The organism is Pelomonas sp. V22 (assembly GCF_030014915.1).
Taxonomy (GTDB): Bacteria; Pseudomonadota; Gammaproteobacteria; order Burkholderiales; family Burkholderiaceae_C; genus JAUASW01.
Genome location: NZ_JAGIXS010000002.1, coordinates 98,882 through 123,676, shown reverse-complemented (window position 1 = coordinate 123,676; position 24,795 = coordinate 98,882). Strand labels below are relative to the sequence as shown.

The following is a 24,795-nucleotide window of genomic DNA, read 5'->3' as shown; positions in this document are numbered from 1 at the left end:
CGCTCATCCGACCTTGACGTAGATCGGTTCAATCCCTCGCGGGTCGGCGTAGATCGCTGCCGTTTTCTCGTCGGCATGTCCGAGCAGAGCCTTCGTATCGACCCCGCCCTGCTGGGTGTAGAGGCGCTTGCAGAGGCTGCGGATTTCGTGAAAGGTTGGTGCGCCCTCGTCGGGGATCTTGGCTAGCTTGCGCGCGTCCGTGAATGCGTGGCTGATCCGGTCTGGGTGCACCTTCGATCCTGTCGGCGCATTTCCCCATTGGCTGACGTGATGAAGCAGAAGCGGGCTGATCACACCGGTGCGGTGCTTTGCCACGTCACGGACTGACACTCCAACCGCCTCCAGGCGAAGATCGAGCGGGATGCCGATCAGCGCTCCTGTCTTCACTCGCCTGACAAGCATGCAGCCGTCTTTGATGCAGTCGCGCGGCGTGCTTGCAATAGTCGCCCGGTCGGCTCCAGTCACCAGCGCGAACATCATTGCCTGCTGCAGCCATTCCGCCACCTTGGGCGCCTCTGCATAGATCGCCTTGAACTGCTCAAGCGTCAGCCGGCCGCGCTTGACCGTGGCGTCAGGACGCGCAGTCGGGTCGGCCGGGTTGCTGTCCAGCAGGCCCTTGGTGATACCGAAGTTGAAGATTGACACCAGGCGCGAGCGCACGGCCTGGGCGAGCCGTTCCTTGCCCTCAGCCAGAACCGCGTCGATCAAATCCGCGCAGAGCTTGGTCGTCACCGCATCGCAGGCCCGATCACCCATGAAAGCGTTGATTCGTTTGTCGAGAGACCTGGCTGCCTTCGCGGTGTTCGCCTTTTCGGACACCGGAAGCCTCTTCGTCAGTTCGGCTACGGTGCAAGTCTCGACGCCTTCTAGGCGCGCGACCAGCGACGGCTTCTGATCGGCCACAAACTGATTGGCTGCCAGCGCCTCATTTCGAGCGACTGCCAGCGGAACCGCGCCGATTGCATGCGTCTTTCCGGTTGTCGGATGCCGCCAGGTGAAGTAGCCCGGCCGAGGCTCATAGAGCCCGCGCGGCCAATCACGCTTCCTGGCTGATCGACGGGCTGCGTTCATGCGCGGCGGCTCTCCAGTTCAAGGCGCTGGACCAGAGACAGGCGCGGCCCATCGTTGACGGTGCGGCGCGCGTCCTTGGCCACATAGTAGGCCCGGCCGACCTTCTCGGGCGGCGGATAGATCTGGCCATCGCGCACCCACTGCCGCAGCGTCCACATCGAGGGTGCGGGGTTGTAGTTGGTAGCGGCCCACTCTGACAGAAGGATCTTCGGGCTGCTCATACCTTCTCCTTGCCAATGGCGGCAGCGAACTGAATCAACGCGTCCTTGTTGAACGTGTAGGTGTCCGAGTGGTGCGGGTCGCTGGATTTCTTGTAGCGCCAGGCTATGCGGTGGGCTAGTGCTTCGATCTGCTCAGGCGTCTGCGGATGCGCTACACGGTGAGTGGAGGCGTATGGCTTCATGTACTCGATGATCCTGGCAGCAAGCTCACGATTTCCAACGGTCCTCGCGGAATGGCAGCGCGCCTCGTTCAATAGCTGCACAAGTCCAGACTCGAATCCATAGGCCACAGCCTGCTCCGGTAGTACCGCAGCTCCGGTAGTAGCAGCTCCGGTAGTAGTTGCCTGCGCACGATAAGCGGCGAGGGCTTCGCGTGCCTGCTGTTCTGCCGCAGCTGCATCAAACTGAGTTTCGACAGAGAGAATCTGCTCCAGCGCTCTAGCCAGTTGGTCCGCTTGTGTCATTGCTTCCCTTTCTGTGCTAATTCAATAGCTGCTCTCAGCGTGCCGCCAGCAAACACCTCGCCAGCGACAAGCACCTTGCATTCATCTTTGCCGTGGCTAAGGACAACGATGGGCATCGCTGGCACCGGCTCGAATCGGGTTGGTTGGGGTTGTTCGTTCATGTTCGTCGGCAGGGGCTTGGATTTCAGGCCGTGCGTGCGAACTCGACGCACCAGACCCAGGGATTCGCCTCGACGCTGCCCGGGCCGTTGATGGCCTCCCACAAGCTCAGGTAGCTCTGGCGCGGGTCTGCCGAGTGGTAGTGCTCGCCGGCCGGAAGGCCGTAGCCACCGTCCTTGAGCTGCACGATGCCCTCGGCCAGCGCGTCGGTTTTGCTGATGCCCTGCAGTCGTTCCACGCGCACGCCGGCCACCCCCAGGGTGATGCGGCTGGCCCAGCGGGGCATGTGGATGCTGGGACGCCAGCGGAATCGCGGCACGCCGTCCAGGCGGTTGCGCTCCCAGTCGTCAGCAGACCCACCTAGGCCAAGGTCGGCGCGGTACATCAACGCTCCGTCCTCGTCGTCGCGAGCCCAGCATTCGCGCACCCACAGCCGGTCGCCGGGCTGACCGTAGGGGCACGGCACGTGCTTGATCGTTTCGTTCACGTCGTAGCCTGGGCCATCGCCCCACAGCCATGACAGTTCGGCCACGCCGTTGTCGCTGCAGTCAACGCTGAGGCTCGGGCCGGTTGCCTGCTTCAGAACTCGCCGCGTCTGCGTCTTCGTGCCGGCCAGGATGGCGCGGACCATCGGGCCGCTGAAAAGGATGGGGCGTTCTTTGGTCATGATGTACGGGTGCAGGGGATGGGAAGTGGGCGACCACAGGGCCGCCCGTTTGCCGTCAGGCCTTGCCGAAGAAGTAGAGCCAGTCGGCCTGGGTCAGCTCCAGGCGGCTTTCGGCGTTGGCCTCCAGAACCTGCACCCAGCCGTCGTACTCAGCCACAGCCTGGGTATGCGTGCCGATCTTGGCGTGGCACTCGGCGAGCTTGCGCGTCAGGTCGGCATTGATCGTGACCTGCGGGCCTTGCATGGCGCTGGTCGCGTAGTTGGCAACCTGGGCCGCCACGCTCTCGTTGACACTGACGCCGGACTCACGAATCTCGGTCATCACCTTGGCCTTTTGCTCCGTCCACCAGGCTGCACGCGACTCGCGGAACGCCTTCTGCGCACGGGCGCCCTCGGCCAGTTTGCTGGCGGTGTAGGTGAACTTCCATTCGTCGCGGATACCGGAACCGACGTGCATCATTGAAATCTCCTTGGAATGGCCTGTTGGCCGGGGTTGTGCCGATGTGCGGCAATGGGGGATGGGAATCAGACAGCGGCTTCAAGTGCCAGGTGGAACGGCGTCCAGTAGCCGTCGTCCATCGGCACAGACACGGGCTGGCCTGGCCCGTTCCAGCGCAGGCCATAGCGCGGCAGCGCGTGGTGCTGGTAGCTGGCGTCGTTGTTGTGCGGCGGCCGGGGAGGAACCTCCGGTTTCAGGCCGCGCAGCGCTTCCACCTCTGCGCGTAGCTGTTCACGCTCTGCCTCCACTGCGGTGAGCTTTGCTTGCAGTGCGTCCTTCTCGTCGCTGTGCCGCTTGTGCGCTTGGTAGGCGTGCCACGACTGGCCGGCGCGGGCGCTCTTGCGCAGGTCTTCAAGGTCTTGGGCGCTCATGGCCGACATAGGGCGGCTTGGCGTCAGCACGAGCTGCCGCGCTTCCCAGTCGAAGCCGAACTGCGCTGACACCACATCGACGGTCTGGTGCGCGGTCAGGCCTCCAGGGTTCTCAATGCGGATGGTCAGGCGACACTCTTCGGCATCGCGCGGAAGGCGCATTGCCATCAGGCCTCCCAGGGTCAGTGCTTCGGGTGTGGTGGTCATGGTTTTCCTATGTGCGACCGGCAGGGATTGGGTTGTCGATGCTGCGCAAGGCGCGCTCCCACTCGCTCCGGTCCATGTCCATGCCAAGCGGTAGGCACTGATCGCCGCGCTCGCGGGCTTCTTCGTCCCGCTGCACGGCTTCGCGGATGTCACGAACGATGATCTTGAGAGTGGCCGGCTCGATAGCGTGCTGCTGCTCGATGAGCCAGTCCACGCAGTCACCGACGATGTAGGAGGAACGGCCCAGGCAGTAACGCACTGCGGCCGTCGCCATCAGGTCCGCACGCCCCCACGGGCGAGTGCTGCTGGTAGTGGTCATGGTGTTGTGCTCGGCAGGGGGATTGGGTCAGCGTTCATCGCTCATCCTGACCTTGCCCGACTGGTGCGAGCCGGTCTCGGTGATGCCAACGCCAGACACGCCGATGAACTCTTTCCCCGTGGCGTTGTCGCGGATGACATAGACACCCCGGCGCTCACCGTAGGCAAGGTCATCGAGAAACACGCCGATCCGCTCGACGGTCACGCGTGGCGCGCCGTCGGCAATCGCAACGGGCGGTGCACTTTGGCTGCGCTTGCGCATCTCCATGTCTGGATCGGGGCCGCAGCCGGCCAGAATGGCAACAGCGGCAATGAGCGTGATGGATGTGAATCGGGTCATGTCGGTGTGTCCTGTGAAAGTACGGGATTTGCCACGGGGTTGTGGGTGTGAAGGCGAGCCGCAGCAGCGCAGTAGGCCGCGTGGGCCGCCTCCGGGCTGTCGAACGTGCCAAGCCAAATCTGCTTGTTGTTGGCGCAGATCAATGCGGGCCACCCGCCGTACTTGGTGCGAGGCAGTACGCCTTTGAGCCCCGTGGAGTTGTTCCGTTGGTGAGGCCGGTTCTGCATGTTCTCGGCGTGCGTGACAAGCCGCAGGTTCTCCAGGCGGTTGTCGGTCTTGTCCTGGTTGATGTGGTCGAGTTGGCCGTCAGGCCAAGCGCCATGCACGTACAGCCACGCCAGCCGGTGCGCCATGTGGTTGGCGCCGATCCAGATCACCCGATAGCCGTGGGCGTTGATGTGTCCAGCTACGGTGCCGGCCTTGCCCCATTTCCCAGGGCGGTTGACGCGCCGGATAAACAGGCCCGTCTCGGGGTCGTAGGTCAACAGCTCGCGCAGCCGCTCGGCGGTGAGCTTGTCCTCCTTGGCGCTCACGGCTTCTCTCCCATGTGGTGTACCGGCACATCGGATTCACCCATCGCCACGTCGATGGCAGCGTCGAGCGCATCGCCAAAAAGCGTTTCGTCTTGCTGGTCCTCGCGGAACGGCATGGCTGCCCGCACCACATTGATTTCGCGCTGGCTGGCTGGCACCTCGATCTCGTCGCTGCGCAGCCACCGATACCGCTCGGCGTCCTTGCGCTGCGGGTCGTCTTCGCAGCCGAACTCGCCCAGCAGGCCACCGAGCTTCTTGTCGATGCAGGTCAGGCAGACATAGCCGCCCATCGCGTCGATGCGCAGGGGCGTGTGCTTGTGCTTGCCGCATCCGGCGCACTTCGTCGCCTGCGTGCTGCTGTAGGTGGGAGCCTTGCCATCCACTACTGCGGGGGCTTGGGCTGGGACGAGGTATAGAGGAGTTGGTTCAACCCCGTCCTCGCAGTACGTCCTGGCTTCACACAAATCGTCTGGTGTCCAGAGCATGATTTGACCGTCATCCTGCTCGGTCAAGTAAGCAGCGGGCTCGACCATCGCCACCGTGGTCTGGGGCTGCGAAATTGGTGTCTCCACTTCGGTCTTGCGCAGAGCGCTTGGCAGCCTCAGGCCAAGCTTAAGCGCGTCGGCCGCGAACTCCACGCGCGTCCGCGCCGCCTCGCTGATGGAGTGCTCACCGTTGCCGACGCCCACGGCATCAAACCAGACCTTCTCGATGGCGTGCTTTGCTAGAGCCAGCGCGTCCAGCGGCGTTTCGTTCCATGGCCCGCTGCATTCTGGCCAGCGGCTAATAGTCAGGATCGGCTCATCATGGCAGCCGTCGTGCTCATACATCCATGCCACGGGCTTTCCAGCCCCAGGCGCGGGGGCTTGGGCGGCTGTGTCCCAGTACATGCGGATGTACTTCATCACGCGGCCTGCAAGCTCACGATTGCCGACCGTCTCTTTCGACAGGCACCGCGCCTCGTTCAGCAGTTGCACCAGGCCAGATTCAAAGCCATAGGGTTCCTGCGTACTCTTGGGCTGGGGCTGGGCTCCAGGGAAGAGCGGCACCCACTCGCCCGGCTTCTCGTCGCGCAGCATCTTCCCGCCGACCGACTTGTGATAAACGGGGCCTTCATAGAGGCCGTCGCCGCAGGGCCGATACCAGAACAGCGGCTCATGTGCCTCTGCTGAGGATTGGTTTGCGGGCACAGCGCCGGCCTGCTGCGGGCGGGTGGCGAGGGCTGCCGCTTCTTGGTCGAAGTCAACAGCATGCCCGCCTGCGTAGCGGATCGCAGCGTCTTGCATTGCGGCGGAAATCGATAGGACGTGTTCCGATGGATAACTCCCATCCGGCCTAGGCCATTCCTGCGTGCAATCTCCGCACGGCTTATCGCACTTGGGGGTGTTGTTGCAGTTCATGCGGCCTCCAGTTCGGCAACAACTTCCAGCACCGCCTCAACAGGCAGGCCGAGGCTGGCGGCCACTGCTGCCGCAGCAGATTCGCGGCACGGCGACAGCGATAGGGCGCGCTCGAAAGCGGCCAGGACGGATTGGCGGGGGTGGATGGTCATGCGGCCACCGGTTCGGTGAACAGGTCTTGTGCGCGGTTCGCCAGCACGCCGGCCAGGTTGCGTTTAGCTTGGTCGAAGTAGCTTTTCTTCAGCTCCACCCCGACGAACCGACGCCCCATTTCCAGCGCCACGAATCCCTCGCTGCCGATGCCCATGAACGGGGACAGCACAATGTCTCCGGGATTGCTCCACAGAAGCACGCCACGGCGGATCACTTCAAGCTGAAGCGGGCAGATGTGCTTCTCGTCTTCGTGGTCGCGGGCTGACTGGTATTGCAGGGTGTCGCTCGGGTTTATGTCCATCCAAACCGGGCTGGCGATCCGCTGCCAAAGGTGGACAGGGAACTCGTCCACGGTATGGGTCACATGGACGGCAGACTCGCCTGGTGCGCGCATGGTGATGAGGTAGTCCGGGATTCCCTGGCGGCACATTTCGCTGCGCTCACGGATGCTCTTGTGCAGCAGGCCCAGCGCCTTGGTGCGAGTCATGGCGGTCACTGGGTCTTTCCAGATCGTGACCTTGCTGTGAAACACGAACCCATGCTTCTGGAATGCGCGAATCAGATCGCCGGGGAAGTCCTTCAGGCCGATCACCCCGTCGCGCTCCTTGCTACTGGGCAAGTCCATGCAGTGAAAAGACACATTCCGACCCGGAGCCATGACGCGGCGAAGCTCTGCGATCAGGAAATCGAAGTGTTCGAAGAACTCGGCATCGTTGCGCACGTTGCCCATGTCGCGGGGGCTGTTGCTGTAGGTGTAGAGCGATGCAAACGGCGGGCTGAAGATGCTGAACCCGATGCATTGGTCGGGCAGGCCCTTCAGCGCCTCCACACAATCGCCATTGATGGCGGTATAGCTGTCGGTGACGACTTGATCGATGCAGTTCATGCGGCGGCTTTCAAGAATGCGGGCACTTGCACAGTGCGGCCCGCGTTGTAGTCATTGGTCTGACGGGTCAGGCCCTTCACTTCGGCCATCACGGCCTCGCGTGTTTCTTCGGACAGGCTCGCGGCCATTTCGGCGGCTTCGCGTTCCTTGCGGCGCAGGTTGGCAACCACAGCGCCCTCTGCCTTGCTGGCGAATATGTGAACGTCAACGGGCCTTGTCTGCCCGAAGCGCCAGCAGCGGCGGACGGCTTGGTAGTACGCCTCATAGCTGTCAGTCACGCCGACGAAAGCCATGCGTGCGGAGTGCTGCCAGTTCAGCCCCCATCCGCAGATCGACGGCTTGCTGACCAGGACACGAATGCGACCCTCCGCAAAGTCTGTGAGTCGCTGCTCCTTGACCTCGATGGAGTCGGAGCCGGCGATCTGCACTGCGCCTTCAATCGCCTTTGTCAGTGCATCACCTTCAGCGTTCAGGTCGCACCAGACGACCCACGCCTCAGAGGCATCAGCATTCACCCGGTCAGCGCACGCCTGGACGCGATCCTCAAGGCTCAGGCGGCGAGCATCGCGGCGCTCACTGAGGGTCTGCGCCTCCATGGCGAAAAGCGCGCCATTGAGCGGCATTTCAGTGCCGACCAGATGCTCGTGGAGCTTGAGCGGCGGCAGGTTGTAGGCACCATCATCGAAGCCGAGATCGGACGGCTTGCGGATCATTGCACCCCAGCTCGATACCCAGCGCCAGAAGGCTCCGCGTGCGTGGCCCTTCAGCCTCCAGGCGCTTGTGTCGCCGCCGTCGTGCATGAAGTACTCGGCCAGCATTTCGGCCTTCGTGCAGATCCCCAGGAACTCCGCATGAGTGCCAAGCTCCGTCCAATCGTTCGGCGCTGGCGTGGCCGTGGCTGGCAGCTTGAACGGGGTATTGCGGTAGGCCTCGGTCAGTGCCTTGAATGCCTGAGTCTCTGCATGCTTGATGCACCCGGACTCGTCTAGGACCACGCCGCCGAAGTCGCTAGGGTTGATCTTGTGCAGGCGGTCATAGTTGATGACGTTGATGCCTTCCCACACTTCGGAGCCTTCTCGGATCACGCGGGCCTCGATGCCGATCTTTCGGCCCTCGGCTGCGATCTGAGCGGCGACGGCGAGAGGCGTGTGGATGATGACGGGCTGCTTCGTGTGCTTGTTGACCGCATCGGCCCAGCACAATTCCATCCGCATCTTGCCCAGGCCGGTATCCGCGAAGATCGCAGCACGGCCACGGCGCAGCGCCCATGCCGTCAGCGCCGACTGGTGCATGAACAGTGAACCCGGCAGGCTGAATCCCGACGAGATACCGGACGGCTGAACCAGCGAGAGCTTGCGGCTGACGAACTCGTCATAGGCCGGTGAGTTGCTGGCGTGCGTGCTCATGCCGGTACATCCTCGAACGATTCTTCAGGCTTCGCCATGTGCTCAGGGATGGCGATCTGGTACTCGACGCCATCGAGCTGAAGCCAGAGCCAGTTGCGAGCAGATCGCACGGTGTCCCAGTCCATAGACTGGACGCGCTCCCAGCTGCGGGTGCTGAAGGCCTTCTCGAGCCAGTCGGCCTTGGCGCGCTTGGCGTCTGCCGTCGAGCCGCCGTGGTGCTTGTTGAGCAGTTCGGTGATCTCGTCGAGCGCTATCTCTTTGGCTCGCTTCTCGCGCTGCCACTTCGGCGTTCCGTCGTCGGCGAACAGTGCTGCGTTGTCACGGCTGGTGTCCATGCTGAACTGCTGGCCGCCGAGGTTCAGGAACTCGATGTGAGGCAGAAAGTCCTTGAACGTCGGGTTCTCGAAGGTCTTGCCGTCGATCTTGTCGGAGCGATCCTTGAGGATCGTTGCTGTGCGCCAGACGCGGTTGTCGGCGATGCTCTGGTGCTTCTCCATCAGGACGAGGATCGAGGGCTCATAGCCCGTTTCCGTCTCGGCCTTCATCTTGATGCCGGTCTTCTCCAGTTGCTTCTTTCCAGACTCATCCTCGAAGAAGTCGTACTCGAAGCCGGCGCGGCCGCACATGATGATGTGCGCCTGGCTATTGACGAAACGGTCAGTGAAGCGAGCCCACTCGGACTTGAGCCATGCCCAGTCGCTGAACTCCAGGCCGCGCTTGCGGTTTCGGCGGGTTGCGTACTCGTCGCACAGCACGCGCCAGAAGTGGCTGATCGAGTCGATCATCAGCACCGAGCCGCTGGCCTCCGCCTCGTTCACGGCGTCGATCAGATCGACGAACGCCCGCGTCTTGGCGACCTGCAACTCGATGTTGGCCGAATCGAAAAGCGGCTTCACCCAGTCGGAGCCAGTTTCGGTGTCGAGGAACATTGCCGGCCGGTTGCCCATGTCGAGGCCGCGACGGCGCATGAGCTCAACCATGCCAATGGCGACCTGCGAAGCCGTAAAGGTCTTGCCGTCGCCGGCAAAGCCCATGAGGCCCATCTTGAGGAATGCTTGGCCATTGGTGGCCTTCTTGAACAGTGCCAAGGTGATCTCCAATCAGTTCAGAAACCGCGCCGCCACGATCAGCAGCGCAAGGGAAAGGACGCCCAGGGCTCCGCCTGCGGTGAGGCGGGAGAGGGCTTGCTGGGAGGTTTCGTCGAGGCTCATGCCGACCCCCAGGAGCCGAATGCGATCAGCAACACCCAGCCCAGCAGGGCGAGGCCGGCCGTCAGCGCGGCGCGCTCGTAGGGGTCCAGCAGGGCCTGCATGAGGCGCGAGGGGTTTCCCCGGCGCTCGCGGGGCGCCACGCGGCAGGCCTCTGGACAAGGGCAGGGCTTGCGACCCTGGTCGCAGGCATCGGCGGTGCAGGCCGGCTCCAAGCCGGCGCAGTCGTCCATGCCGGCGTGGCCGATGCGATCCATATCGGACAGGATCAGGCTCATTGCTGCGGCCCCTTCTTCACCGGCACAAACACCCGAAGCGGAACGCACCGGTGCTCGACCTTGGGCTGTTCGAAGTGCTTGTTCAGCTGCTCGTCGTTGCAGGCTTCGCGGCTCTCGAACTGGCCGTTCAGCTTCACCTTCTCAGGTGCGGCCGGCAGGCTCAGTAGCAGCCAGATCACGATGGTGGAGTTCATGCCGCCACCGCCATCCGATGCTGAGCCGCACCAATCGCACCCTTTGCACGGGCGGCGCGGAGAGCGTCTTCGCGATCCTGCTCGCGCGCCTGGCTGGTCAGCAGTTCATTCCAGCCATCGACCACGAAGGAGTCGATGAACTCGCCTGCGTTGATCCACATGCCATTGATGCAGACGAACAGGACCGTGGCCTGGCCATCGACCACTTCAAACTCCACCTCTACCGAGGCTTTGCCGAGTGGCATCCGCTGCTTCTTGATCTCCATCGTTCACTCCTGCGCTTCGTTGCGTTGGAGTGCAGTATTAGCCAATGGCTTTCAACAGTCAAGAGCCTGGGGCTAACATTTCTTGCAAAATTGCAAAAGCCCGCACGCGGCGGGCTTGATGTTTGTCTAGCGTGTCGGCTACAGCTGAGGCAACTTGAAGAAGATCGTCAGGTCGCGCAGGCCTGCCGAGTAGACGATAGGTACGAAGTCGCTCGCGTCATTGAATCCATAGGCCTTCAAAAGATCGTCTGTCACCATCAAGATGCGCCCCATGCTTCCAATCGTGCCTGGCGCGAACAGAAACAGTTCATCTGAGTCAGGCTTTCGCCAAACTTTGAGGCGATCTCCCGGCCGACACGTATTGACGGCGCTTAGTGGGAGCCAGCTCACCGCCGCGAATCCATATCCATTGCTTCGAATGAAAACTGGCGTCAGCTTGGGCAAAATCAGCCGTTGATCGTGTGCCAACCCAGCATCAAAGAGCACATCAGACTCAAAGTCCATGTCAAGCTGAACCGAGAACCTTCGCTGCTCGTCTTCTAAGTGGCTTCCGCTAATTAAGCAGTTTGCCCATGTCGTCCGGTTACTCAATCCCAACGCTTGCACACGCTGGTGATACGCGACGGCATCCATGCGCGACAGGTGGCCTACGTGAAGGTCATCTATGAAGATGGCGACGGCGTTCCCGTCGTGCTCATTTTCCGGCTGATGAACAAGCTGCGCGGCGCACAGGACAACTGCGCCATCAAACCCTTTGGGCCACTCGAAGCTGTTCAGTGCCTCGTAGTTGAAAGACTCTCCTACTGCGTCAAGCTGGTATAGCCCAGACCACTTCCAGATTGCTCGCCGAGTTGGCTTGGCGCCGCGCGCCTTTCCCGTCACCACCTCGCATACCACCATGGGACTGGAAGGTTGCTGAAGTCGCAGAACTTCAACTTGCCTTCGTCATAGAGGCCGTTCATCACATCTGGGACGATCTCCGCCCCAGACTGCGACACTTCAAATCGTTTAAACCCTACGTAGCCACCCATAGAATTCTTCGCGTTGACTTCTCCGCAGAGCATTGCGTCCTGCCATGGAATCCAAGTGCCAACGAACTTAACGTTCCTGAACTGTGCAGAGGCAGGATCCTTAAGCTGTTCAACTAGCCGCGCCTGCATAGGCGCAACAAGTGCTAACTTGACGTAGAGCGCCGCAATCGCTGGCGCGGCGACCAATGCGGTCAATGAAATCGCAATCGCTCTCTTTTTCATGCGCCTCCCTGGCGTTGATTAATCGTCCGGTTCGATCTGGCCTTTGTAGTGGCCCTTGATCACCGCACCGTCTTCACTGTTGAAGTTGAAATAGCCGGGCGCCTCTGCATTGGCCGTCCACTCGCCAGCCGACTTTCCCTGACCGTAGATGCGAACATGCACCTGGTCACCGTGGGCCACCAGTACCGCCTTGCCAATCTTCGGCTGGCCCGTAGTGCGAAAGATGATTTGAAGGCCTCGCGGGTATGTGTCGCGCGTCGCGTCGTCTGTCACGGTGTACGTGAACAGCTCTCCAAGATTTCGTCCTGACAAGACTTCCTCCCTGGTCTTTAGGGGAGGAACTGTGAAGCCACCCTGGCTCACTTGATGAGCCCCGCCCCCAATTGGGGGGATGGTTTCGTGCGATTGATGGACGTTCCCGCTCAGTGCCGCTTTCAGGGCCTTTGGGATCGCGAATGTCGATACGAGTTCGGCCTCCTCCGGTGGGCGCAGGTTGTCATCTCCGCGCTCATGCATGTTCCACAGCTGGAATGCCTCTGAAGCGTGGGAGTTGTCCATCCACCCGCCTGGGAGCTGTAGCTTCTCTTCGATTTCGCGTGCCAGGTCGTCACCGATGGTTCGAGGCTTGCCGCTGGTGCTATGAACGACTTGGTTGCGCAACTGGCTCAGCTGGGAGTGCGACTTGTTGAGGGCATCCGCCAGCTTCTGGATGCTCCCCGCGTAATGGATCAACGCTAGCAAATTCGCATGGCGGATCGCTCTAACGGGCAAAAGAGACATGGTCGGGATTGGATAGCCGCTGGCTAATTCCGGGAATTGGCCGGGGGCTAGCATTAATGAAAGCCATGGGCTAATATGCGGCTCATGGACCTACGCACTTACCTTGAACAAGCCGACCGTGGGGCTGCTGCCGCCCTTGCGCGCGCTGTCGGCGTGCATCCCGTCATGGTGTCTCAATGGGCGTCCGGCCTGAAGGCGGTCCCGGTCGAGCGTTGCATGGCCATCGAACGCGCCACAGCCGGCCAAGTCACTCGCCAAGACCTCCGCCCCGATGACTACTGGCTGATCTGGCCCGATCTTCCGGCGCCGGAACTGGCCGAGGCGAGGGCGGCTTGAGATGACGCGCCGCCAGTCAGAAACCGTGCCGCCCTTCGGCCGGACAAGTCCAAAACACAACGCCGTCATGGTGCGCGTCTTTACGCAAGACAGACTTGATTCCGTTGTCATAGCAGGGCTGGCACAGGTAGTGGAGCGCCTTGGACGAATCCAGAGACTTGTAGGCAAAGACACCGCTGGACGCTTCCGCAAGTTCATAGCTTCCTCGCTCGGCGAGCTTCGCTTCCACCTCGGCATGGTTGGCACTGGCCTCTGTCAGCGCCGCCTGCAGCGCCATGTTCTTCTCGGCCATGGCGAGAGCGGCCTGGGACAAGCTGAAAAGGCGCTCTGACATGTCCTGCAGAGCCTCCTTCACCTTTGCCTCGTCTCGCGCCGCTAGCGCTACCTGCGCTATTCCAAGCGCCGCTTTGAAGGTCGAGATCGCTGCTGTGATTTCGATTGCCATGCGCGCCCTCCTTGGGCTGGTTGCTGTAGGGGCTTCCAGCATAACCAGGGAAGGGCGCGCGCCCCATCACCTTCCACCAGCCAGCAGCGGTCGCTTCCACCTCATGGGCGGTCAGGCTGGTGGTTTCCCCTCGGGCCACGGCTCGGGGGCTTTTCTTCTGCGATTGATTGGCTTGCATGTCGCCAGTCTCTTTTTTTGCCTGAATCGTGTCACTCCGAACGGTTCCGAACTTTTCGGAGTAGGGGAGATCGCCTATGTTTGAAACCCTGAACGACTGCCTGATCGAGTGCGTCAAGGCGGCCGGAGGTTCGAAGGCTGTCGGCAATCGCATATGGCCCGAGAAGACGATGGAAGCAGCCCAGCGCCACCTGCTGAACTGCCTGAACGAGGGCAAGGCCGAGAGGATGACGCCCGACCAGGTACTGCTGCTAGCCAAGCTGGCGCGCGAGAAGGGCTGTCATGCCTACGCTCATTTCGTGGCCCACACGCTGAGTTACGCCGAGCCGACGCCTATCGAGCCGCGCGATGAGGCCGACGAACTGCGCCGCCAGTTCATTGAGGGCACCCGTGCGTTGGTAGCCATGGCGCAACGGATTGAGTCGCTGGAGCAGCGCCCGTCCCTGAGGGCTGCCTGATGGCTGGTCCCTGGCTCAAGATCGAATGCTCCACGCCGGACAAGCCGCACATGCTGGCGATCACGGCTGCGATGGGCTGGGATGACCCAGACCTTGCCTTTGCGAAGCTGTTCCGGCTCTGGCGCTGGTTCGATCAGCACACGGTTGACGGTAACGCTGCGGGCGTTACCCCGGCGTTACTGGATCGTGTGATCGGCGTTACCGGATTCGTTCAAGCGGTAGCAAATGTCGGCTGGCTTGAGATCACATCGGATGGGATTTCTCTCTCCAGGTTCGGTGAACACAACGGCGACACGGCGAAAAACCGCGCTCAGACGGCAAAACGGGTTGCTGAACACAAAAGTAACGCGAAAGGTAACGGTGACGGTAACGCTGACACCGTTACCAAAAGCGTACCTAGAGGTAGAGGTAGAGATAACTCTTCTTCACTTCGTTCAGAAGAAGGCAAGCGCAAGCGCTCGCCACCTTCGCCAGCGTACCCGGCCCCTGATGACGTTGACCCGCAGGTCTGGGCCGACTGGCTGCAACTCCGCAAGGCAAAGAGCGCCCCGGTCACGGCGACCGTTGTCGACTCCGCCCGCAGCGAGGCGGTCAAGGCTGGGATGACGTTGGAGGCCTTCCTCCGTGTCTGGTGCGCTCGCGGCTCTCAGGGGCTGCAGGCCGAATGGCTCAAGCCGCATGAACGAGCCAGCCCGATCGGCCCCAACGGCGCACATGGCGGCTTCAAGGAAATCGACTATCGAAAAGGGGTGAGTGATGACGGATCTTTTGCCTGATGACTCGGCCGATGTTCCGGCCACGGCGCAGCCTCTGCGCGCGAGGCTGGAGAGATTCGAGCTCGGAACGCGATCCAGTGATTGCGCAGAGCATGGATCCTTCGAGGAAAGCGGCCATCGGATCGCCATGTTCAAGCGGGAGTTTTGGTCCGGCTGCCCGGTCTGCGCCGCCGAGAAGGTCGAGCGGGAGCGCGCCGAGGCCGCCGCCGCTGAAGCCCGCCGCGCCGCCGACATTCGCGAGGACGCCATTGGCCAGGCCGCCATCCCGCTTCGATTCCGCTCCCGCACGTTCGATGCCTTCACCGCAGACACGCCCGAGAAGCAGCGCGCGCTGACCGTGGCGCGCGACTACGCCGAGGACTTCGACAACAACCTCAAGACCGGTCGCGGCCTGGTGTTCTCCGGCCTTCCGGGCACTGGCAAGTCGCACCTTGCGGCGGCCATCGCCCTGCACCTGATCGACAACCACAGCCGGCGCTGGGTCCAGTACACGAGCTGCATGGGGCTGATCCGTGCAGTGCGGGAAACCTGGCGCAGCGATTCCGACTCCAGCGAGCGGCGCGTGCTGAACAAGTTCGGCCGCGAGATCGACCTGCTGATGATCGACGAGGTGGGCGTCCAGTACGGCACCGACAGCGAGCAGACCATCCTGTTCGAGATCCTGGACCGGCGCTATGCCGAGATGCGGCCGACCATCCTGCTCACGAACCAGGGCAAGGACGGCTTGCGCAAGTACGTCGGCGAGCGGGTCTATGACCGGTTGATCGAGACGAGTCGCATGGTGGTCTTCGACTGGGAGAGCTACCGGCCGCAGGCAAGGCGGGAGCAAGCATGACCCCGCAGGCCTGCATGGGCGGCTGGTGCCTCAAGCGCGACACCTGCTCCAACTACCTCCACGGCGCCGGCCAACCGGTCGAGCGCCTTTGCCAGAAGGGCCGCGACGGTGTGTCGGGCCTGTTCAGTGTTCAACCAATCGACCACGAGGAAGACACCGCATGTACATCGCCGACCGCGCGGACCGCCGTGCCCGCATCTGTGCAGCCCTGACGCCTGATGGCGTGCTGCTGAATGACCTGGTTCCCGTCTCCGGCATGTGCCGCGAGAACTGCGGCGCGCTGCTGCGCCAGATGGCGAAGGCCGGGATGGTCTGGAGCGCTCGCGGCAAGCTGGGCACCGACGAGGCCGAGGTCCGCTACTTCCCGACCGAAGCGAGTCGGGATGCTTGGGTGTCCAGCTATCTGGAGATCCGCGCGGCTCGGCTGAAGGAGCAGCGCCGCCAGGAGCGCCAGCGCCAGGTGGACCCCGCCATCGCCGCCCGCATCGCCGCCAACAAGGCGCTGCGCAAGCAGATGGCCGAGAAGCGCGAGCAGGAGCGAATCCAGCGCAAGGCCGAGCGTGACGCAGCACGCATCGCGTCCAAGTCGGCCGAGGCCGCCGAGGCCCGCAAGGCGAAGGACCGCGAGCGCAAGCGCATCAAGGCGGCGAAGAAGCAAGTGGCCCGCATGCCAGGCCGCAAGCAGATCGCCGTGGCCCAGATGCTCTATCGCATTCGTGACCAGGAAGTGCGCGAGGCCGCCGAGAAGCGAGCCCGCCGAGATGACCGGCCTGTCGTGATCCCTGCCCACGTCAAGCCGCAGATCATCAAGACCCAGCCAGGCCGCTTCGAAGTCGTCGGCGAGATCACTGGCGGATTCGGCGCCCTGAAGCCTGGACAGTACGCCTTCGAGCCCAGCAGCTGCGCGGCAAAGGCGGCGGCGTGACCGAAGTCCTTGAGCGCGTCGTCTCCGACCGCAAGGCCGCCCACGAGGCCGCCAGCGCCTGTTACCAGCGCGCCCAGCAGTTGATCCTCGCCGGCAAGCCCGTGAAGCTGACCTGCCAGGAGTTCGAGTTCGACCGCACAGCCCAGGCAAACCGCTACTACTGGGGCGTTGTCCTCAAGGAGATCAGCGAGCAGGCCCGTGTAGCTGGCCAGCGGTACACGGCCGAGGCTTGGCATGAGCTGTTCAAGCGTCAGCACCTTGGCTACGAGATCAAGAAGCAGACCGTCGCCGGCCGCAAGCGCAAGACGGTGATCCGCCGCCTTCGCTCAACCTCTGACCTCAAGGTCAAGGCCTTCGCTGCCTACCTGGAGCAGGTCATGGCCTTCGCCGCGACGGATCTCGGCGTGCGGTTCTCGATGCTCGAATGGCAGGAGTACGGCGGATGAAGCGCTCCAAGCCCCTCCTGCGCACCGCCATGAGCCCGCGCGCCACGATCAAGCCGAAGGTGTGCGCCTGGTGCCGTGAGGACTTCTTCCCCGCGCGACCCATGCAGAAGGTCTGCGGCCCGGTCTGTGGCGCCCATGTCGGCCGACAGAAGACAGCAGCGGCTGCACTGAAGGCGCAGCGCGAGGAGCGCAAGGCGACCCGGGCGGCGAAGGAGGCGGCAAAAGGCGTGCAGGTACTCAAGAAGGAAGCGCAAGAGGCCTTCAATGAATACGTGAGGCTCCGTGACGTCGGTAAAGGCTGTTTCGTTTGCGGCGTGCCCCTGCAGCTGGGCGGCCTGGGCGGCGGCTTCGATGCCGGCCATATCCGCTCGCGCAGCCAGGCGGATCACCTCCGCTTTGATGAGCGGAACGTCCACGGCCAATGCAAGCACTGCAACGCGCCAGGGGCCACCAAGGATCACGTCATGCGCGAGGCGGCAGCGCGCCTGCTCGGCCAGGAAGTGGCTGATGCGCTCTATGCCGACAACCGCGTCCACAAGTGGCAGCGCGACGAGCTGCGCGAAATCCGAGACACAAGCCGGGCCAGGGCTCGGCAACTGAGGAAGGAGAGGGCATGAACTGCAAGCCTGGTGATTTGGCGGTGGTGGTGCGTGGCTATCCAGCCAAGAACGTTGGCAAGGTTGTGAGAGTCAGCCGGATCAACCCGTTGGTATCCAAGCAATATGGGGAGCCAATTTGGGATAGCGATGACGATTCATGGATGTGGCCCGACTCGACCCTGCTCCCCATCCGCGACAACGACGGCGAAGACGAAACCCTCACATGGGCAGGCAAGCCTGAGGCGGTGCCAGCATGAAACTCCTATTCCTGCCATCCGAGTCGCAGCGCCTGCTCAAGAACGGACGCAAGCAGCCTCACCGACTGTTCACTGCTGGCGGCGAGGAAATCAAGGGCCTTGTGTGCATTGAAGTGACGCCGCAATACCTTGAGCCGGTCTCGCTCGATATGGATGGGACCGTCGAGTACAGGCGGACAAGACTCGCTGACATTCGCCTGTCTCTGATGAATGTGCACGTTCAGCGCATCGACCGCAGGCCGCAGAAGAAACGATGACCTGCCCCGACTGCACCCGCAGCCAGGCCGAGATGTGGCACGGCTTCCGCTCCGGCTGCAAGGGCTGCCAGGCCAGAGCCGCCAGCCGTGGGCCGCAGTTCTTCGAGTCGCGAGAAGCCAAGCGCCAGACCTCGGCCTACCGCCGCCTCATCGAATCCCTGAACCTGACCCACCAGCAGGTTCTTGACGCATACCAATCCGACGCCATCCGACAGAAGGGAAGCAAATGACCGAGACGACCACCGCCCCGATCTTCCAGAGCGTCGGCCAGGCGCTTCACTTCAGCTATCTGCTGGAGGCCCTGCCAGCCACCCAGAAGGGCAGCACCCAGATGCTGATCGAGTCCATCCGCCAGCAGCTCGGCAAGCTGGAGGCCCGGGTCAGCAGCAGCGTCAACTTCGAAGGCCTGAGCCCGCTTGAGCTTCGCGGCCAGTGCGCCATGGTTCGCGGCGCAGCCCTGAACCACCTGACCAGCATCGAGCACGACGCGGTTCGCGCCCGCTACGGCCACCGCATGACCAAGGCGGCCGGCGTCCGTGGTGTGGCTTCCTACGTCCAGGCCATGACCACCCTGCACAACGATTCCGCCATGCTGGCGGTGGCCTGGTGGAACTACCACAAGCCCACCCGCATCGCCGACCGCTATACCCTCAAGGACGTAGCCCGGGAGTACAGCTGCGACCTCAAGGCCATCAATGGAGCCATCGCAGTCCTGCGCAAGGCCAGCGAGAGCCTGGAGCGGCGGGCGCATGAGAGGCTTGGGGAGTTGTTCTTGCGGACTGGATTGGTGGAGGCGATGTGAGCAACTTCATCGCCAGTTGCGAGAAGCCTCGCATTGTCAAATCGAATGGCAACCTTTGGAGTTGCTCTGGTCACGGTCCCGATCCAATGCTCCCATGGTCCAAGCGTGTTTTCATTAGGAGATGGGGCGTCACGCCGGATGTCGCGTATCAGACCTGGAGGACGGATATGCTGATCAGATTCGGACGGTTTCTGGAGGTTCGATGAAACACAAAGTCAGTGAACTCGAAGGCGCGCTGCTGGATGCGGCGGTTGCGAAGGCTGAGGGGTTGCCGGTTCACCCTGGCCGCGACCGGTATATCGTCGCCGACACCATCGACACGCGCTACGCGGACGATTTCTTCCCGAGCCGGCTTTGGGAGCATGGCGGCCCGATCATCGAGCGGGAGATGATCAAGATCGAGCACGCCGTCGACTATTGGGATGCCGCAATCATGTCGAAGACGGCCACCTTCTACTACCAGACCGGCCGCACGCCCCTGATCGCCGCCATGCGCGCCTACGTCGCATCCAAGTTCGGGGAAGAGGTGGAGTTGTAGTCTGAAACACACAAACCTTACGCGCGCTTGACGGCTCGCGATTTCGGCTCCAGAATCCCGCAACTCTGAACAAGTCCGCCCATCGAAAGCTCGGCGGGCTTTTTCGTTTCTGGATCACTATGGCCATCATCCAAGCCGGAGCGAAGCTCAGCATCTTCGTTCCTCGCCTGCAAGTTTCCCCCATCCCATCTTCCAATCGCATCGTCGATGTGAAGCTCTCCGGAAACTCAGCGCAGCGCAGAAAGCTGCGCCGCATGATGGATGCCGAAGGGTTCTCAACCCTTCACATGCGCGGAGAGTGGAGGCCGCTAACCAATACGTCAGGTCCGACTCGGTCCGTGTTACCGGCCGGCTAAGGGGCTGAACCGCCCACCCGCCACCCTACCCAGAACCTACCCAGAACCTACCCAGAACCTACCCCATCCACCCGGTCAGCCAGCATTGCCGGTGCCGCCAGGGGAAAGTGGCGCAATACCTCCCGCGCCTTCGGCAGTCGTGCAAGAGGCTGGCAAGCCGAGAACAGCAGCCCGCAGCCTTCGGGCGGTCTGATGTGGGCCACCACATGGCCAAGCTCTCCAAACTCCCCCCTCGCATCCAGCCACTGGACGCACCGAAGGGTGGAGGCTGGGGCGACGCCAGACGAGGGACCGCCACTGAGCGTGGCTATGGATCAGCCTGGAAGCGTGTACGCCTTCAGGTGTTGAAGCGAGATTGCGGCCTCTGCCAGCCATGTATGCGGCGAGGCCACGTAACGCCGAACTGCCGAACCGTCGACCACATCGTGCCAAAGGCGCGTGGCGGCGACGATGACATGGGCAACCTGCAGACCATCTGCGATGGCCCTGGATCCTGCCACCAGGCAAAGACATCCGCAGAGGCGCGCGGCCTTGTGTGGGACGAGGCATTGCCTGTGACGACTGGCCTCGATGGCTGGCCTACTTGATCAGCAACGGCCGTATGGGCGTCGTCCATAGTGTTTCCATTGCGTCGTTCGACGGCGAGCCCACTGGCCGAGTGCACATCGGCGGTGCGCTGATGGTCGATGGCGCAGAACCGCGCAGGAGGCGTCGAACCTGTCGGGCCGCTCGAAGTCCTTCGGATCGCGATGCGGCCTCCTGGTGGCGCCTGACGCGTGCCTGAGGCGTCTACAGGCGGTGGGGGCGTGCAAATCTCTAGGGCGTTTCTCTCTGGCACCGACTGGTCTCCGTTTTTTCATCGCTAACCCCAAATATGCCCAGGAAAAAGAGAGCCGATTCAGCGGATGCGGCGATCCGGGCCATGGTGAACGCGGCACTTCCGCTGCCTGAGGTGCCGGCGCACGTCCGGTTGCGCGACGAAGACCGGCCATTCTGGGTCGGCGTTGTGCGCGCACGTGCGCGCGAGGAATGGATTGAGGCTGACCTGGTTGTCGCCGCCCAGCTCGCCCGGTGTCAGCGTGACATTGAGCGCGAGCAGGAGCTTCTTGACTCCGAGGGCAGCGTGATCGAGAACCAGCGCGGCGCCCCGGTCATGAATCCGAGGCATGCGGTGCTTGAGCAGCTGGCGCGGCGCGAAATGGCGCTGATGCGGAGCCTGCGAATTGCCGGTACCGCTTCCGGTGGTGATCGGCGCGACCTTGACAAGGGTCGGAAGCTGCAGCGCCAGGCCGAGGCCGCGCGGGAAGCATTGAGCGACGATGAGTTGCTGGCGTCGTGAGGAAGAAGAAGCTAACGCGAGGCCAGCGGGTCTGCGCCTTCATTGAGCGCTATTGCATCGTCAGCGAAGGCGACCTGATCGGGAAGCCGATCAAGCTGGAGCCATTCCAGCGCAAGTTCATCCTTGCTGTTTATGACAACCCGGCCGGCACAAGGCGGGCCTATCTGTCGATTGCTCGGAAGAACGCGAAGACGGCGACCATCGCCTGTTTGCTACTGGCGCACATCGCCGGACCTGAGGCGGTTCTCAATAGCCGGATCATCTCTGGCGCAATGAGCCGAGAGCAGGCGGCGGAGGTCTACAACTACGCCAGCAAGATGGTACAGCTGTCGGCCGAGCTGTCGCGAGTGGTGCGGATCGTCCCCAGCAGTAAGAAGCTGATCGGGTTGGCCCGGAATGTTGAATACCAGGCTGTCAGCGCGGACGGCAAGACGGCGCACGGAAAGTCGCCGGTCCTGGCCATCCTTGATGAGGTTGGTCAGATACGTGGCTCGCAGTCGGACTTCGTTGACGCCATCGTCACGGCGCAGGGTGCCTATGACAGCGCGATGTTCCTGGGGATCTCGACCCAGGCCCCGAACGATGCCGACCTGTTCAGCATATGGCTTGATGACGCGATGGCAAGTGGCGATCCGCGAATCGTCTGCCATCTGTACACGGCGCCCAAGGACTGCGAACTGACAGACCGAAAGGCCTGGGCTGCCGCAAATCCTGCGCTTGGAAAGTTCCGCAGCCTGAAGGACGTGGAAGAACAGGCCGACCGGGCGTCGCGGATGCCGAGCTTTGAGCCGACGTTCCGCAATCTGGTCCTGAATCAGCGAGTGGAGATGGTCAATCCGTTCATCTCGCGGGGCGTCTGGTTGCTCAACAGCCAAGAGGCTGACGACGCTGTGTTCTACGAAGAGCCGGTGTTTGTTGGACTCGACCTCTCCGCCAAGACTGACTTGACGGCGATGGTCATGATGGCTTGGCGTGATCGGTGGCACGTGCGGCCGATCTTCTGGACTCCCGAGAAGGGCCTGAGAGATCGAGCAAAGCGCGACCGGGCTCCCTATGACACGTGGGTGCAGCAGGGCTTCATGCGCGTGCTGCCTGGTGCGTCTATGGATTACGAGATGCTGGCGCGCGAGATCGCTGACGCGCTCGCTGACTGCAATGTGGCTTGCATGGCGTTCGACCGGTGGCGGTTCGATCTGCTCAAGAAGGAATTCGACGAAATCGGCGTGGAGTTTCCGCTCCACCCGTTCGGCCAAGGCTTCAAGGACATGTCCCCGGCCTTGGAAACACTGGAAACCATGCTCATGAACGAACAAATCGCACACGGCGCGCACCCTGTGCTGACCATGTGCATGGCGAACTCGCGTGTCGAGAGTGATGCGGCCGGAAATCGGAAGCTGAACAAGGCGAAGGCTACCGGCCGGATTGACGGAGCCGTGGCACTTGCGATGGCGGTTGGCGTCATTCCTGAAAAAGCAGAGGCGGCATGCGTTCCGCAGATCTTTGACCTTGGCTTCTAACGATGTCACAAGTACTTGATCTGACCGCGCGCCGCCACGAATCTCGCGTGCTCGGCCGCTACCTGGCAGAGCGACCTGGAGCGGCTGCGCGAGCTGGGGTGCTGGCGTTTGGTGAGAACAACTCGACCGGCAATCTGACGATGGATGAGCTGGCGAAGATGCTTGGAGCCATGGCTACCGCATCCAGTGGTGCTGTTGTCACTCCTGACACGGCGCTTCGTGTGTCCGCTGTGTATGGCTGCGTGTCGCGTATAGCTGGCGCAATCAGCACGCTGCCACTTGGGCTCTTTGAGCGGATTGATGGTGGTGAGCGCCAACCAGTCCAGCATGACTATCACTGGATGCTGAACGAGCGCCCATGCGAGGAATTCTCGGCTGCCGATGCGTGGACCTATCTTGTCAGCGCAAAGCTGTTCTATGGTGATGGTTACGCGCAGTTGCTGCGCCCTGGCTATAGCAGCGCAAAAGTCATAGGCTGGAAGCCGCTTCACCCTAACCGCGTGCAGCCGTTTAAGGATTCAAGCACTGGTGAGAAGTACTACAGGGTTCAACCTGAATTCGGCCCGGCCTATGTTTTGGATACAGCCGATGTTGTGCAGCTTACGAGCCTCGGATATGACGGTCTTACGAGTCCGAGCCCCATTACATATGCGGCGCGCGAGGCAATCGGAAATGCGCTTGCTGCGCAGCAGTTTTCAGGAAAGCTGTTCTCTGAAGGCGCAACGTTTGACTACGCCCTGCAGACCGATCAAAACCTGAAGCAGGAGCAGCTTGAAGGCTTAAAGGCTTCGCTGCTGGCGAGAACCTCGAACTCGCGTGCTCCGCTAATTCTTTCCGGTGGGTTGAAGGCTGCATCGCTTTCTATCAACCCAAAGGATGCAGAGATCCTCGGTACTCGCCTGTTTTCGGTGGAAGAGATCTGCCGGATCTTTGGCGTGCCGCCGCACCTCGTTGGGCACACGGAGAAGACCTCCAGTTGGGGTACCGGCATGGCGGAGCAGGGCGGCAACTTTGTGCGCTACACGCTGATGACTCACCTGGTGCAGATCGCCCAGGAGTTCAATCACCGTCTCTGGCCGATCCGCCAACGCTTCTTCGTCGAGCACATTACGGCAGCCCTAGAGAAGGGCGACACCAAGAGCCGTTTTGACGCATACCGCTCCGCCCTTGGCCGTGCTGGTGAGCAGCCCTTCATGCACGTGGACGAGATCCGCAGGGCTGAAAACCTTCCACCGCGCGAAATGTCTACCAATCAAGTTTCAACGGGAGCCCCGAATGCGGCATAACCGACTCATGCAGCTCCTGGCCGATAACCGCCAGGCTCCCGGGCGACGGTTTGAAATCGTCACTAACGAGCAATCGGCCGATACCGCCGAGATCTTCATATATGAGGCCATTGTCGGCTCAGACCTGGAGGCCGAGTACTGGGGTGGCGTCAGTGCGCAAGCCTTCGTGAAGGCACTGAAGGATGTAAAGGCAAGCACGATCCATCTGCGCATCAATAGCCCTGGTGGCGATGTGTTCGCGGCGCGCGCTATTGAAACTGCGCTTCGAGAGCACAGCGCCAGGGTTGTCGTGCACATTGACGGATTGGCTGCGAGCGCCGCCACCTTCATCGCCATGGCCGGTGACGAAATCGTGATGGCAGAAGGCGCCATGTTCATGATCCACAAAGCCTGGACAGTCGCCTGGGGCAATGCTGACGACCTGAACAAGACGGCCGACCTGCTCGACAAGATCGACGCAACCCTGGTCAACACCTACGCGAAGCGTACCAACCAGGCGGAATCCAAGATTGCAGATTGGATGGCCGCTGAAACGTGGTTCACCGCTGAAGAGGCTGTGAAGTATGGATTTGCTGACGGCGTAGCAACAGCCGAGGCAGAGCCTGCCAATCAGGCCAAGTGGAACCTCAATGCCTTCCTGGCCCGCGTTGCGCGGCCTGAGCAGCCCAAGCACGAAGAGCCTGATTCGGGCGACTTCGCAACCACCGACCACCGCGCCCGCCAGCAGCAACGCATCGCCACGCTGGACCGCACCCAGTTCGTCTAGCGCACT

At 62.3% G+C, this 24,795-nt stretch carries 40 protein-coding genes; 17 read left to right on the top strand and 23 right to left on the bottom strand.

Translation table 11 applies throughout. The annotated features are described in order from the left end of the window. Positions 1 to 3: 3 nt before the first annotated feature. The 22 genes from J7U46_RS09820 to J7U46_RS09715 form a co-directional block, all read right to left on the bottom strand. Complete coding sequence (locus J7U46_RS09820) at positions 4 to 1,071, bottom strand: tyrosine-type recombinase/integrase (RefSeq protein ID WP_282825279.1); 1,068 nt, start codon at positions 1,069 to 1,071, stop codon at positions 4 to 6. Further along, a complete protein-coding gene (locus J7U46_RS09815) occupies positions 1,068 to 1,292 on the bottom strand; it encodes an excisionase (RefSeq protein ID WP_282825276.1) in 225 nt (74 codons plus the stop codon). Before J7U46_RS09815 ends, J7U46_RS09820 begins: the two co-directional genes overlap by 4 nt. Next, complete coding sequence (locus J7U46_RS09810) at positions 1,289 to 1,756, bottom strand: hypothetical protein (RefSeq protein WP_282825275.1); 468 nt, start codon at positions 1,754 to 1,756, stop codon at positions 1,289 to 1,291. The genes J7U46_RS09815 and J7U46_RS09810 overlap by 4 nt, the downstream gene beginning before the upstream one ends. Further along, a complete protein-coding gene (locus J7U46_RS09805) occupies positions 1,753 to 1,917 on the bottom strand; it encodes a hypothetical protein (RefSeq protein ID WP_282825273.1) in 165 nt (54 codons plus the stop codon). The genes J7U46_RS09810 and J7U46_RS09805 overlap by 4 nt, the downstream gene beginning before the upstream one ends. Before the next feature lie 23 nt (positions 1,918 to 1,940). Further along, a complete protein-coding gene (locus J7U46_RS09800; RefSeq protein ID WP_282825271.1) occupies positions 1,941 to 2,582 on the bottom strand; it encodes a hypothetical protein in 642 nt (213 codons plus the stop codon). A gap of 55 nt (positions 2,583 to 2,637) precedes the next feature. Then, the gene (locus tag J7U46_RS09795; RefSeq protein WP_282825269.1) at positions 2,638 to 3,042 is read right to left on the bottom strand and encodes a hypothetical protein; all 405 of its coding nucleotides are present in this window, start codon (positions 3,040 to 3,042) and stop codon (positions 2,638 to 2,640) included. A gap of 65 nt (positions 3,043 to 3,107) precedes the next feature. Next, positions 3,108 to 3,659, bottom strand: a complete 552-nt coding sequence (locus J7U46_RS09790) for a hypothetical protein (RefSeq protein ID WP_282825268.1) — start codon at positions 3,657 to 3,659, stop codon at positions 3,108 to 3,110. Positions 3,660 to 3,666: 7 nt separating this feature from the next. Further along, on the bottom strand, positions 3,667 to 3,978 hold the full coding sequence (locus tag J7U46_RS09785; protein WP_282825267.1) for a hypothetical protein: 312 nt from the start codon (positions 3,976 to 3,978) through the stop codon (positions 3,667 to 3,669). A 27-nt stretch (positions 3,979 to 4,005) separates the two neighbouring features. Beyond that, entirely contained in the window at positions 4,006 to 4,317 is a 312-nt protein-coding gene (locus tag J7U46_RS09780) for a hypothetical protein (protein ID WP_282825265.1), read from the bottom strand. Continuing rightward, positions 4,314 to 4,850 (bottom strand): HNH endonuclease, encoded by a 537-nt coding sequence (locus tag J7U46_RS09775; protein ID WP_282825263.1) that lies wholly within the window; start codon positions 4,848 to 4,850, stop codon positions 4,314 to 4,316. The genes J7U46_RS09780 and J7U46_RS09775 overlap by 4 nt, the downstream gene beginning before the upstream one ends. Continuing rightward, positions 4,847 to 6,136 carry a hypothetical protein gene (locus J7U46_RS09770; RefSeq protein ID WP_282825260.1) on the bottom strand — a complete coding sequence of 430 codons (1,290 nt, stop codon included), beginning with the start codon at positions 6,134 to 6,136 and terminating at the stop codon, positions 4,847 to 4,849. Before J7U46_RS09770 ends, J7U46_RS09775 begins: the two co-directional genes overlap by 4 nt. Positions 6,137 to 6,246: 110 nt before the next feature. Next, positions 6,247 to 6,402: a hypothetical protein gene (locus tag J7U46_RS09765; RefSeq protein WP_282825258.1), complete on the bottom strand. Its 156-nt coding sequence runs from the start codon at positions 6,400 to 6,402 to the stop codon at positions 6,247 to 6,249. Then, entirely contained in the window at positions 6,399 to 7,289 is an 891-nt protein-coding gene (locus J7U46_RS09760; RefSeq protein ID WP_282825256.1) for a DNA methyltransferase, read from the bottom strand. Before J7U46_RS09760 ends, J7U46_RS09765 begins: the two co-directional genes overlap by 4 nt. Next, positions 7,286 to 8,695 (bottom strand): DEAD/DEAH box helicase, encoded by a 1,410-nt coding sequence (locus tag J7U46_RS09755; RefSeq protein ID WP_282825255.1) that lies wholly within the window; start codon positions 8,693 to 8,695, stop codon positions 7,286 to 7,288. The genes J7U46_RS09760 and J7U46_RS09755 overlap by 4 nt, the downstream gene beginning before the upstream one ends. Then, complete coding sequence (locus J7U46_RS09750) at positions 8,692 to 9,783, bottom strand: AAA family ATPase (RefSeq protein ID WP_282825253.1); 1,092 nt, start codon at positions 9,781 to 9,783, stop codon at positions 8,692 to 8,694. The genes J7U46_RS09755 and J7U46_RS09750 overlap by 4 nt, the downstream gene beginning before the upstream one ends. 12 nt (positions 9,784 to 9,795) lie before the next feature. Beyond that, positions 9,796 to 9,906, bottom strand: coding sequence for a GlyGly-CTERM sorting domain-containing protein (locus J7U46_RS09745; protein WP_282825251.1), 111 nt, complete (start codon positions 9,904 to 9,906; stop codon positions 9,796 to 9,798). Next, the gene (locus J7U46_RS09740; RefSeq protein WP_282825249.1) at positions 9,903 to 10,181 is read right to left on the bottom strand and encodes a hypothetical protein; all 279 of its coding nucleotides are present in this window, start codon (positions 10,179 to 10,181) and stop codon (positions 9,903 to 9,905) included. Before J7U46_RS09740 ends, J7U46_RS09745 begins: the two co-directional genes overlap by 4 nt. After that, complete coding sequence (locus J7U46_RS09735; protein WP_282825247.1) at positions 10,178 to 10,375, bottom strand: hypothetical protein; 198 nt, start codon at positions 10,373 to 10,375, stop codon at positions 10,178 to 10,180. Before J7U46_RS09735 ends, J7U46_RS09740 begins: the two co-directional genes overlap by 4 nt. Beyond that, positions 10,372 to 10,641, bottom strand: coding sequence for a hypothetical protein (locus J7U46_RS09730; protein ID WP_282825245.1), 270 nt, complete (start codon positions 10,639 to 10,641; stop codon positions 10,372 to 10,374). Before J7U46_RS09730 ends, J7U46_RS09735 begins: the two co-directional genes overlap by 4 nt. A 138-nt stretch (positions 10,642 to 10,779) precedes the next feature. Continuing rightward, positions 10,780 to 11,541, bottom strand: coding sequence for a hypothetical protein (locus J7U46_RS09725; RefSeq protein WP_282825243.1), 762 nt, complete (start codon positions 11,539 to 11,541; stop codon positions 10,780 to 10,782). After that, a complete protein-coding gene (locus J7U46_RS09720; RefSeq protein ID WP_282825242.1) occupies positions 11,520 to 11,894 on the bottom strand; it encodes a hypothetical protein in 375 nt (124 codons plus the stop codon). Before J7U46_RS09720 ends, J7U46_RS09725 begins: the two co-directional genes overlap by 22 nt. Positions 11,895 to 11,912: 18 nt before the next feature. Further along, positions 11,913 to 12,674 (bottom strand): hypothetical protein, encoded by a 762-nt coding sequence (locus J7U46_RS09715; RefSeq protein ID WP_282825240.1) that lies wholly within the window; start codon positions 12,672 to 12,674, stop codon positions 11,913 to 11,915. An 84-nt stretch (positions 12,675 to 12,758) separates the two neighbouring features. Between J7U46_RS09715 and J7U46_RS09710 the strand changes: the two genes are divergently transcribed. Beyond that, positions 12,759 to 13,010 (top strand): Cro/CI family transcriptional regulator, encoded by a 252-nt coding sequence (locus J7U46_RS09710; RefSeq protein ID WP_282825238.1) that lies wholly within the window; start codon positions 12,759 to 12,761, stop codon positions 13,008 to 13,010. 16 nt (positions 13,011 to 13,026) lie between these two features. Here J7U46_RS09710 and J7U46_RS09705 read toward each other — a convergent pair whose 3' ends face one another. After that, on the bottom strand, positions 13,027 to 13,455 hold the full coding sequence (locus J7U46_RS09705) for a hypothetical protein (protein ID WP_282825236.1): 429 nt from the start codon (positions 13,453 to 13,455) through the stop codon (positions 13,027 to 13,029). Between the two features lie 254 nt (positions 13,456 to 13,709). On the opposite strand from J7U46_RS09705, the gene J7U46_RS09700 reads away from it, so the two are divergent. From J7U46_RS09700 to J7U46_RS09625, 16 genes are all read left to right on the top strand, one after another. After that, entirely contained in the window at positions 13,710 to 14,090 is a 381-nt protein-coding gene (locus J7U46_RS09700) for a hypothetical protein (RefSeq protein WP_282825234.1), read from the top strand. Continuing rightward, a complete protein-coding gene (locus tag J7U46_RS09695; protein WP_282825232.1) occupies positions 14,090 to 14,866 on the top strand; it encodes a hypothetical protein in 777 nt (258 codons plus the stop codon). Before J7U46_RS09700 ends, J7U46_RS09695 begins: the two co-directional genes overlap by 1 nt. 127 nt (positions 14,867 to 14,993) lie before the next feature. Further along, positions 14,994 to 15,701 carry an ATP-binding protein gene (locus tag J7U46_RS09690; protein WP_282825230.1) on the top strand — a complete coding sequence of 236 codons (708 nt, stop codon included), beginning with the start codon at positions 14,994 to 14,996 and terminating at the stop codon, positions 15,699 to 15,701. After that, positions 15,698 to 15,913 carry a hypothetical protein gene (locus J7U46_RS09685; protein ID WP_282825228.1) on the top strand — a complete coding sequence of 72 codons (216 nt, stop codon included), beginning with the start codon at positions 15,698 to 15,700 and terminating at the stop codon, positions 15,911 to 15,913. The genes J7U46_RS09690 and J7U46_RS09685 overlap by 4 nt, the downstream gene beginning before the upstream one ends. Further along, positions 15,862 to 16,626 carry a hypothetical protein gene (locus J7U46_RS09680; protein WP_282825226.1) on the top strand — a complete coding sequence of 255 codons (765 nt, stop codon included), beginning with the start codon at positions 15,862 to 15,864 and terminating at the stop codon, positions 16,624 to 16,626. Before J7U46_RS09685 ends, J7U46_RS09680 begins: the two co-directional genes overlap by 52 nt. Beyond that, positions 16,623 to 17,072, top strand: a complete 450-nt coding sequence (locus tag J7U46_RS09675; protein ID WP_282825224.1) for a recombination protein NinB — start codon at positions 16,623 to 16,625, stop codon at positions 17,070 to 17,072. The genes J7U46_RS09680 and J7U46_RS09675 overlap by 4 nt, the downstream gene beginning before the upstream one ends. After that, a complete protein-coding gene (locus J7U46_RS09670; protein WP_282825222.1) occupies positions 17,069 to 17,689 on the top strand; it encodes a recombination protein NinG in 621 nt (206 codons plus the stop codon). The genes J7U46_RS09675 and J7U46_RS09670 overlap by 4 nt, the downstream gene beginning before the upstream one ends. Next, positions 17,686 to 17,928, top strand: a complete 243-nt coding sequence (locus tag J7U46_RS09665; RefSeq protein ID WP_282825220.1) for a hypothetical protein — start codon at positions 17,686 to 17,688, stop codon at positions 17,926 to 17,928. The genes J7U46_RS09670 and J7U46_RS09665 overlap by 4 nt, the downstream gene beginning before the upstream one ends. Next, complete coding sequence (locus J7U46_RS09660; protein ID WP_282825219.1) at positions 17,925 to 18,185, top strand: hypothetical protein; 261 nt, start codon at positions 17,925 to 17,927, stop codon at positions 18,183 to 18,185. Before J7U46_RS09665 ends, J7U46_RS09660 begins: the two co-directional genes overlap by 4 nt. Next, the gene (locus J7U46_RS09655; protein WP_282825217.1) at positions 18,182 to 18,415 is read left to right on the top strand and encodes a hypothetical protein; all 234 of its coding nucleotides are present in this window, start codon (positions 18,182 to 18,184) and stop codon (positions 18,413 to 18,415) included. The genes J7U46_RS09660 and J7U46_RS09655 overlap by 4 nt, the downstream gene beginning before the upstream one ends. Next, positions 18,412 to 18,987: a hypothetical protein gene (locus J7U46_RS09650; RefSeq protein ID WP_282825215.1), complete on the top strand. Its 576-nt coding sequence runs from the start codon at positions 18,412 to 18,414 to the stop codon at positions 18,985 to 18,987. The genes J7U46_RS09655 and J7U46_RS09650 overlap by 4 nt, the downstream gene beginning before the upstream one ends. A 202-nt stretch (positions 18,988 to 19,189) precedes the next feature. Continuing rightward, on the top strand, positions 19,190 to 19,525 hold the full coding sequence (locus J7U46_RS09645) for a phage protein NinX family protein (protein WP_282825213.1): 336 nt from the start codon (positions 19,190 to 19,192) through the stop codon (positions 19,523 to 19,525). A 1,278-nt stretch (positions 19,526 to 20,803) separates the two neighbouring features. Next, entirely contained in the window at positions 20,804 to 21,220 is a 417-nt protein-coding gene (locus J7U46_RS09640) for a TerS protein (RefSeq protein WP_282825211.1), read from the top strand. Beyond that, the gene (locus J7U46_RS09635) at positions 21,217 to 22,737 is read left to right on the top strand and encodes a terminase TerL endonuclease subunit (RefSeq protein WP_282825209.1); all 1,521 of its coding nucleotides are present in this window, start codon (positions 21,217 to 21,219) and stop codon (positions 22,735 to 22,737) included. Before J7U46_RS09640 ends, J7U46_RS09635 begins: the two co-directional genes overlap by 4 nt. Positions 22,738 to 22,739: 2 nt before the next feature. After that, a complete protein-coding gene (locus J7U46_RS09630; RefSeq protein ID WP_282825207.1) occupies positions 22,740 to 24,023 on the top strand; it encodes a phage portal protein in 1,284 nt (427 codons plus the stop codon). A gap of 7 nt (positions 24,024 to 24,030) precedes the next feature. Beyond that, positions 24,031 to 24,789, top strand: a complete 759-nt coding sequence (locus J7U46_RS09625; RefSeq protein WP_282825205.1) for a head maturation protease, ClpP-related — start codon at positions 24,031 to 24,033, stop codon at positions 24,787 to 24,789. Positions 24,790 to 24,795: the final 6 nt, after the last annotated feature.